This window comes from Pseudomonas sp. SED1, assembly GCF_034044025.1.
Classification (GTDB): Bacteria; Pseudomonadota; Gammaproteobacteria; order Pseudomonadales; family Pseudomonadaceae; genus Aquipseudomonas.
On the sequence record NZ_JAXCIS010000160.1, the window covers coordinates 1 to 8,308 of the forward strand.

8 protein-coding genes are annotated in these 8,308 nt (G+C 63.2%); all 8 read left to right on the forward strand.

The window, feature by feature from the left end; all coding sequences use genetic code 11:
- Positions 1-160: 160 nt before the first annotated feature.
- The 8 genes from SNL23_RS20525 to SNL23_RS20560 all read left to right on the forward strand — a co-directional run bounded on the left by SNL23_RS20525 (position 161) and on the right by SNL23_RS20560 (position 8,296).
- Complete coding sequence (locus tag SNL23_RS20525) at positions 161-931, forward strand: FadR/GntR family transcriptional regulator (RefSeq protein ID WP_076016161.1); 771 nt, start codon at positions 161-163, stop codon at positions 929-931.
- Between the two features lie 96 nt (positions 932-1,027).
- Positions 1,028-2,230, forward strand: coding sequence for an ABC transporter substrate-binding protein (locus SNL23_RS20530; protein ID WP_318303298.1), 1,203 nt, complete (start codon positions 1,028-1,030; stop codon positions 2,228-2,230).
- Positions 2,231-2,297: 67 nt separating this feature from the next.
- Positions 2,298-3,158, forward strand: coding sequence for a branched-chain amino acid ABC transporter permease (locus tag SNL23_RS20535; protein ID WP_003215751.1), 861 nt, complete (start codon positions 2,298-2,300; stop codon positions 3,156-3,158).
- Position 3,159: 1 nt separating this feature from the next.
- The gene (locus SNL23_RS20540) at positions 3,160-4,170 is read left to right on the forward strand and encodes a branched-chain amino acid ABC transporter permease (RefSeq protein WP_076016159.1); all 1,011 of its coding nucleotides are present in this window, start codon (positions 3,160-3,162) and stop codon (positions 4,168-4,170) included.
- Positions 4,167-4,916 (forward strand): ABC transporter ATP-binding protein, encoded by a 750-nt coding sequence (locus SNL23_RS20545; RefSeq protein WP_167665587.1) that lies wholly within the window; start codon positions 4,167-4,169, stop codon positions 4,914-4,916. Before SNL23_RS20540 ends, SNL23_RS20545 begins: the two co-directional genes overlap by 4 nt.
- Positions 4,916-5,611, forward strand: a complete 696-nt coding sequence (locus SNL23_RS20550; RefSeq protein WP_008430585.1) for an ABC transporter ATP-binding protein — start codon at positions 4,916-4,918, stop codon at positions 5,609-5,611. Before SNL23_RS20545 ends, SNL23_RS20550 begins: the two co-directional genes overlap by 1 nt.
- Positions 5,612-5,624: 13 nt before the next feature.
- Complete coding sequence (locus SNL23_RS20555) at positions 5,625-6,896, forward strand: Zn-dependent hydrolase (RefSeq protein ID WP_318303300.1); 1,272 nt, start codon at positions 5,625-5,627, stop codon at positions 6,894-6,896.
- Positions 6,893-8,296, forward strand: coding sequence for an amidase (locus SNL23_RS20560; RefSeq protein WP_318303302.1), 1,404 nt, complete (start codon positions 6,893-6,895; stop codon positions 8,294-8,296). Before SNL23_RS20555 ends, SNL23_RS20560 begins: the two co-directional genes overlap by 4 nt.
- Positions 8,297-8,308 lie beyond the last annotated feature (12 nt).

Below are 8,308 nucleotides of genomic sequence, written 5' to 3' on the forward strand. Positions count from 1 at the left end.
GTAAGGGCGGAACCATAAGCGGCCCTGACCGCAGCAACGGATATACACACCCACCCCATTTACGACCCATCCAAACCAAAAACGACCCCCTCCGTTGACGCCCCACCCCAAACCCCTATTAAGTACTATTAATGCGCATTAATAGGATCAATCAACCACCATGCTAAGCCGCCCGTTGCGCCGCAAACGCCAGAAGCTCTCCGACGTCATCGTCGAGTCGGTCAAACGCTCAATCGTCACCGATGCCCTGAAACCCGGCGACCGTTTGCCCACCGAACGCGAGCTGATGGAAAGCTTCCAGTGCTCCAAAGGCTCCGCCCGCGAAGCCCTCAAGGCGCTGGAAGTCGAAGGCCTGGTCAACACCCGCACCGGCCCCAGCGGCGGCGCCTACCTCAACCAGGCCGGCACCGAACCCGCCAGCCGCGCCTTGCGCAACTACCTGCACTTCCAGCACCTGGACGGCGAACAGGTCTACCAACTGCGCAAAGTCATCGAAGTCGAACTCGCCGTCTCCGTGCTGGGCCACCTGAGCGAAGACGACTACCGCGCCCTCCAGGACAACGTCGATTTCTGCAGCGCCCCCGAAGACAGCGAAGCCGGCCAACGCGAACAACGCATCGCCGAACTCGAATTCCACAACCTGCTGGCCAAGGCATGCCCCAACCCGCTACTGAGCTTCATGGCGCAATTCCTCAACGACCTGCTGCGCGACCTGGTCGTCCTGAAAAAAGCCTACAAACCCAAGCGCAAGCAATTCGACGCCGCCAACCTCGACTACCACAAGCAACTGCTGATCGCCTTCCGAGCCGAAGACGAAGCCACCGTACGCAGCCTGATGCACGAACACATGTGCGATGCCGAACACCACATGACCGCCCTTGAAGGTGAAGTCAGCCCGCACTTTCTACTGGAGTTCGATCACAACCACTGACACCCCCCAACCCCCAATAAAAGGCCTGCCCACAGGCCGTGCTCCACCGTATCGCCATTGCCACTCCTGCCAATAACTAATCCAGGGAGTCACCCCATGCAGCGTCGTACGTTGTTGAAAGCCAGTCTCACCGCCGCAGCCGCCCTCAGCCTTCCGCTGAGCGTGCGTTCTGCATTCGCCGCCGAGCCCTTTACCTTTTACGGCCTCAAGTCCATGTCTGGCGCCTTTGCCAGCTATGGCAAATTTGCCGACATGGGTTCACGCCTCGCGGTGGAACAACACCCCGAGCTGCTCGGTCGCCCGTTGGTCTACAAGGTGATCGACACCGAAGGCAACGCCGGCAAGGCCGTGCGCAAGGTCCAGGAAGCAATCCAGCAGGACGGTGCACGCTTCTTCCAGGGCTGTACCCTGTCGTCTTCGGCACTCGCGGTGGCCAAGGAAGTGAGCAAGGCCGGTGGCGTGTTCATGACCCCGGTGGGCGCCGATGAAGTCACCGGCAAGGACTGCAACAGCGCCACCTTCCGTTGGTCGGTGCCGACTTACGGTGCGATCCGCGAGACACTCGTGCCGCTGATCAAGCTGCTGCCCGACGCCAAGCGCTGGTACACCATCACCCCGCAATACGTGTTCGGTGAAGCCCTGCTCGAAGGCGCCAAATCGGTGCTGGCCGAGCATGGCCTGGAACACGCCGGCAACAGCTACCACTCGCTGCAGGAACAGGAATTCTCCGGTTACCTGACCAACGCAATCGCCGCCAAACCCGATGTGCTGGTGCTGCTGAACTTCGGCAGCCAGTCGTCCAACACCCTGCGCCAAGCGGTGAACTTCGGCATCAAGGAGCGCATGAAAGTGCTGCTGGTGTGGTCCGCCGGCCTCGATCAGTTTCAGGAGCTGGGCAGTGACGTACTGGAAGGCGTGTACCTCGGCGCGCAGTACTGGCATCAGGTCGACACCCCGCTCAACCGCGATTTGGTGAAACTGACCAAAGCCAAATACGGCATCAACCCCACCTACCCGCTGGCCGCTGACTACATCAGCACCAAGGTCATGCTCGAAACCATCATCTCCACTGGCAGTTTCGACGGCCCGACCGTGGCTAAGGCCATGCAGGGCTTGAGCTACGAAGGCCCCACTGGCAAGGAATCGATCCGCGCCGGCGACCATCAGGTGATCAAGGATTACTACCTGCTGGCAGGCAAGGCCGCCGCCGATATGGCCGACAAGGACGACCTGGCCAAGGTGCTCAGCTCCGGTCAGTCGTTCCCACCGGTGGAAGCCACGGGCTGCGTGCTCGGCTGATCCGCTGAAAATCTACTGGTGACACAGCGCAGGGCCGCTCACGCGGCCACCTGCCGAGGGTTCCTGCATGCTTAATCTTTACCTGTTCCAGATTCTCAACGGCCTGGGCCTTGGGATGATTTACTTCCTGATCGCGGTCGGCTTGACGATCATTTTCGGCTTGCTGAACTTCGTCAACTTCGCCCACGGTGCGTTCTTTTTGCTGGGTGCCTACATCTGCTACACCGCCGTCAGCCTCACCGGCAGCTTCTGGCTGGCACTGCTGATTGCGCCGCTGGTGGTGGCCGCACTGGCCTGGGTGATCGAGCGATTATTGATCCAGCGGATTTATCACTTGCCGCACATGTTCCAGATCCTGGTAACGCTGGGCATCGCCCTGATCATCCAGGAAGCCAGCGTGATGATCTGGGGCCCGGTGGGCAAAAGCGTCGCCGTGCCGGAATTACTGCGCGGGGTACTGGTGGTCGGCGATTTCGTCTACCCCTACTATCGGCTGTTCCTGATCGTGTTCTCCGGCCTCGTTGGCCTTGGCCTGTGGCTGCTGCTGGAACGCACGCGCTTCGGCGCCCTGGTGCGCGCCGGCAGTGAAAGCACGGAAACCGTGTCCTTGCTGGGCACCAACATTTTCCGCCTGTTCTCCATGACCTTCGCCCTCGGCGTGGCCCTGGCAGGCGTTGCCGGTGTGCTGTTCGCCCCGTTGCGCGGCGCCCAGCCCTTTGTCGGCCCGGAAATCCTCGGCGTGGCCTTCGTGGTGGTGGTGATTGGCGGCATGGGTTCCTTCAGCGGCGCACTGGTCGGCGGCCTGTTGGTCGGCGTGGTGCAAAGCCTGATGACCACACTCTGGCCCCAGGGCGCGAGCCTGATGATCTACGGTGCAATGGCCGTGGTGATTCTGGTGCGTCCTTACGGCCTGTTCGGGAGAGCCTGACATGAGCGAGAAAAATCCCCTGCCGTTCGCCAAAACCCAGTCGCGCTACATGCTGCTGTTGGTGCTGGCGGTATTGATCGGCTTACCGTTGATTTTGCCCTCGGCGACCCTGGCCACCGAGATCCTGATCTTTGCCATGGCGGCCCTCGCCTGCAACCTGCTGCTGGGTTACACCGGGCTGCTGTCGTTCGGCCAAGGCATCTTCTTCGGGGCCGGCGCCTACTGCGCGGCGTTGCTGATGATCCACCTGCAACTCGGCCTGTTCAGCGCATTGCTGGGCGCTGCGGTCGCCGGTGGTTTCCTGGCGTTTCTGGTGGGCGCCCTGGCGATCCGCCGCACCGGCATTTACTTCGTGATGCTGACCCTGGCCTTCAGCCAGATGGCCTACTTCGTCGCCTACACCCTGAGCGACTGGACCGGCGGCGACAACGGCCTGCTCAGCGTGCCGCGCCCGGAAATCCGCATCGGTGACACGGTGCTGTTGTCCCTCACCGATGCCCGCGCGTTCTACGGGTTTGTCGCGGTGCTGTTCCTGCTGATCTTCATCGGCGCGCGCCGGGTGATCGCCTCGCCATTCGGCAGCACGTTGATGGCAATTCGCGAAAACGAAACCCGCGCTTCAGCCATCGGCTACGACACCCGCCACTTCAAGATACTGGTGTTCGTACTGTCTGGCGCCGTGACCGGGATTGCCGGGGCGCTGTACGCGATGCTGCTGCACTTTGTGCCGCTGTCGAACATCGACCTGGCGATGTCCGAGAACATCCTGATCATGACCATCGTCGGCGGCACCGGGTCGCTGTTCGGCTCCTTGCTGGGCGCCGGCTCCATCGTGCTGCTGGGGGACTTCCTGTCTGACCTGTGGCCGCGCTGGCTGATGCTGCTGGGGGTGATTCTGATCCTGGTGGTGATCTTCATGCGCGGCGGTTTGTGGGGCGGCTTGTCGACCCTGTTCGAACGTGTGCGCGGCAGCCGCAAGGCCGACGTTGTGAGCAAGGAGAAGCTGTCATGAGCATCCTGTTGGAAACCAAAAACCTGGAACTGGCCTACGGCGCATTCCACGCGGTGAACGGCGTCAACCTCAAGGTCGAGGCCGGCACCATCCACACCATCATCGGCCCCAACGGCGCGGGCAAGACCAGCCTGTTCCACTGCCTGACCGGCGAACGCCAGGCCACTGCCGGGGCGATTCATTTCGACGGCAAGAACCTGATGCGCAAACCGGCCCACGGCCGCGTCGGCCTGGGCATGGCCCGCTCGTTCCAGCTCACCAGCCTGTTCCAGAACCTCAGCGTGCGCGAGAACCTGCGCCTGGCCGCCCAGGGCCGCGACGGTGCCCGCGCCCTGAACTTCTGGCGCCGGGTCGACAGCAAGCGCGAACACCTGGAGATGGCCGACCAGGTGCTGGAACGCCTGCAACTCACCGCCCGCGCCGACACCTTGGCCGGCGAGTTGTCCCACGGCCAGCAACGGGTGCTGGAAGTCGGCATGTCGATCTGCTCCAAACCCAAGCTGCTGATGCTCGACGAACCCACATCGGGCATGGGCATCGACGACATCCCGATCATGACCCAACTGATCAGCGACCTCGGCCGCGACCATACCGTGCTGCTGATCGAGCACAACATGAGCATCGTCATGTCCATCAGCCAACGCATCACCGTGATGAGCCACGGCCAGATCCTGGTGGAAGGCACACCGGAATTCGTGCGCGCCGACGAGCGCGTGCGCACCGCCTATTTGGGAGAAGCCGCCTGATGCTGACCGTCGACAATATCCATTCCTACTACGACAAGAGCCACGTCCTTGAGGGCGTGTCCCTGACCGTCAATCCCGGCGAACTGGTGACCCTGCTGGGGCGCAACGGTGCCGGCAAGACCACCACCCTGCGCAGCATCCTCGGGATTATCTGCCCGCGCCAGGGCCAGATTCACTTCAACGGCCAGCCGCTGGTGGGGCAGAAAATCTTCGAAATCGCCCGTCAGGGCCTGGCACTGGTACCGGAGAACCGCGGGATCTTCCGCCTGCTGACCGTCGAGGAAAACCTGCGCATCGCGGTGCGCAAGACCAGCCGCTGGCAGATGGAAGACGTGTACGGCATGTTCCCGCGCCTCAAGGAGCGCCGCAAAAACGCCGGCCACGCACTGTCTGGCGGCGAGCAACAGATGCTCGCCATCGCCCGCGCCCTGCTCAACGATCCGAAGCTGCTGATCCTCGACGAACCCACCGAAGGCCTCGCGCCGGTGATCGTCGACGAACTGGTGAAGATCCTGCGCAAGGTCAAGGAAGACGGCCTGCCGGTGCTGCTGGTGGAACAGAACCTGATGGTCTGCGACAAGCTCGCCGACCGCCATTACGTCCTCGAACAAGGCCGCGTGGTGTACGAAGGCAGTGCCGAAGCCTTCCGCGCCGACCCGACGATCAAGAACCGTTACCTGGCCCTGAGTGCCTGACCGGAGACTGCTGATGAATAGTTTTGCGCAACCGCTCCAGAGCAACGCCCCGCTGATCAACCGCGACCGCCTGTGGCAATCGTTGATGGACCTCGCTCGCCTGGGCGCCACGCCAAAAGGTGGCGTATGTCGCCTGGCCCTCACCGACCTTGACCGCCAGGCCCGCGACCTGTTTGTGCAATGGTGCGAGGCGGCCGGCTGTAGCGTCAGCATCGACGCCATCGGCAATATCTTTGCCCGCCGCGCCGGGCGTAATCCGGCACTGGCGCCGGTGATGACCGGCAGCCATATCGACACCCAGCCTACCGGCGGCAAGTTCGACGGCTGCTACGGCGTGATGGCCGGCCTGGAAGTGATCCGCACCCTTAACGATTTGAATATAGAGACTGAAGCACCGATCGAAGTGGTGGTGTGGACCAACGAAGAAGGCTCGCGTTTCCCGCCGTGCATGATGGGTTCCGGGGTGTTCGCCGGTAAGTTCGACTTGCAGGAAACCCTCGACAAGCAGGACGAGCAAGGCCTGTCGGTGGGCGCCGAATTGCAGCGCATCGGCTATGCCGGTTCCCGCACCGTGCTGGGCCATCCGGTGGGTGCCTATTTCGAGGCGCATATCGAACAGGGCCCGGTGCTGGAAGACCAAGCCACCACCATCGGCGTGGTCATGGGCTGCCTGGGCCAGAAGTGGTTCGACCTGACCCTCACCGGCGTCGAAGCTCATGCCGGCCCCACCCCGATGCACCTGCGCAAAGACGCCTTGGTAGGCGCGGCGCAAGTGGTCAGCGCGGTGAATCGCATCGCCCACGAACAGCAACCCCATGCCTGCGGCACTGTCGGTTGCCTGAGCTTGCACCCCGGCTCACGCAACGTGATTCCCGGCCAAGTGCACATGACCATCGACCTGCGCCACCTGCACGCCGACAAGCTGCAAGCGATGGTCGACGAAGTGCGCCAGGTGATCGAAGCGACTGCCGAGCAACACGGCCTGAGCTTTGAACTGACGCCTACTGCCGACTTCCCGCCGCTGGACTTCAACCCCGCCTGCGTCAACGCCGTGCGCGAGGGTGCAAGCGCCCTGGGCCTGAGCCATATGGACATCGTCAGCGGCGCCGGGCATGACGCGATCTTCGTCGCCGAACTGGGCCCGGCCGGGATGATTTTTGTGCCATGCGAAGGCGGCATCAGCCACAACGAAATCGAAAACGCCGCACCGGATGACCTGGCAGCGGGCTGCGCCGTGTTGCTGCGGGCCATGGTCAACGCGGCGCAAGGAGGGAAAGCGGCATGACGGATATCGCCAACCTGACCGCTGTTGAGCTGCTGGCTCTCTATCGGGATAAAAGCCTGTCGCCGGTGGAAGTCACCGAAGATGCATTGCTGCGAATCGAACGCTACAACCCGGCGGTCAACGCCTACTGCCACGTCGACCCGGAAGGCGCCTTGAACGCGGCCCGAGCCTCGGAACAGCGCTGGCTCAAGGGCCAGCCGTGCGGCGCGCTGGACGGTGTGCCGGCGTCCATCAAGGACCTGACGCAGACCATCGGCATGCCGACGCGCAAGGGTTCGCGCACCACCTCCGCCGAGGGCCGGTGGGATGTGGATGCGCCCTTCTCGGCCTTCATGCGCAAGGCCGGCGCGGTGCTGCTGGGCAAGACCACCACGCCGGAGTTCGGCTGGAAAGGCGTCACGGATAATCCGTTGTATGGGATTACCCGCAACCCCTGGGACACGCGCATGACGGCGGGCGGTTCATCCGGTGGTGCCGGTGCGGCGGCGGCCTTGAACCTGGGCGTGCTGCACCAGGGCAGCGATGCCGGTGGCTCGATCCGGATTCCCTGCGCGTTCACCGGCACCTTTGGCATCAAGCCGACCTTCGGTTACGTGCCGCAATGGCCGGCCAGTTCGATGACCATTCTGTCCCACCTGGGGCCGATGACCCGCACCGTGGAAGACTCGGTGCTGATGCTGCAAACCATCGCCCAGCCGGACCCGCGGGACGGGTTGATCGGCGCGCCACGGACCACGCCATGGTTGCAGGCCGGGGCTGACTTGAAGGGCGTGCGTATCGCCTACAGCCCGAATTTCGGCTATGTGGACGTGGACCCGCAAGTGGCCCGGGTCGTCGCCCAGGCGGTCGAAGGCCTGGTGCAGTTGGGTGCCCATGTTGAACAGATTGATCCGGGGTTCAGTGATCCGCTGGAGGTGTTCAATACCCTGTGGTTCGCCGGTGCGGCGCGCCTGGCCGGGCCGTTGAGCGATGCTCAGCGGCAACTGATGGACCCGGGGTTGCTGCGCATTGCGCAACTGGGCGAACAGATCAGCCTCAGTGACTACAGTGCGGCGCTGGAAGCACGGGCTGCGCTGGTCGCGCGCATGGCGGCGTTCCATGAACATTACGATGTGCTGGTGTCGCCGATGATGCCGATCACCGCGTTCGAGGCCGGGCATAACGTGCCGCCGGGCTCAGGCCTTGGGGAATGGATGGAGTGGACGCCGTTTACCTATCCCTTCAACCTGACCCAGCAACCGGCGGCGTCGGTGCCGTGCGGGTTGGCCGCGAATGGCTTACCGGTGGGGTTGCATGTGGTGGGGGCGCGGTTTGCGGATGAGCAGGTGCTGAGGGTTTGCCAGGCGTATGCCAAGGCTTTCCCGACCTCGCACTTGCAAGCCCCAAAAACCCCAACCTGAAATGCAATCAAA

What these genes read in the sequence shown, in the direction of transcription:
- SNL23_RS20560 (WP_318303302.1), top strand. Translation starts at nt 6,893, where the DNA reads ATGACGGATATCGCCAACCTGACCGCTGTTGAGCTGCTGGCTCTCTAT.
- SNL23_RS20525 (WP_076016161.1), top strand. Translation starts at nt 161, where the DNA reads ATGCTAAGCCGCCCGTTGCGCCGCAAACGCCAGAAGCTCTCCGACGTC.
- SNL23_RS20535 (WP_003215751.1), top strand. Translation starts at nt 2,298, where the DNA reads ATGCTTAATCTTTACCTGTTCCAGATTCTCAACGGCCTGGGCCTTGGG.
- SNL23_RS20540 (WP_076016159.1), top strand. Translation starts at nt 3,160, where the DNA reads ATGAGCGAGAAAAATCCCCTGCCGTTCGCCAAAACCCAGTCGCGCTAC.
- SNL23_RS20545 (WP_167665587.1), top strand. Translation starts at nt 4,167, where the DNA reads ATGAGCATCCTGTTGGAAACCAAAAACCTGGAACTGGCCTACGGCGCA.
- SNL23_RS20530 (WP_318303298.1), top strand. Translation starts at nt 1,028, where the DNA reads ATGCAGCGTCGTACGTTGTTGAAAGCCAGTCTCACCGCCGCAGCCGCC.
- SNL23_RS20555 (WP_318303300.1), top strand. Translation starts at nt 5,625, where the DNA reads ATGAATAGTTTTGCGCAACCGCTCCAGAGCAACGCCCCGCTGATCAAC.
- SNL23_RS20550 (WP_008430585.1), top strand. Translation starts at nt 4,916, where the DNA reads ATGCTGACCGTCGACAATATCCATTCCTACTACGACAAGAGCCACGTC.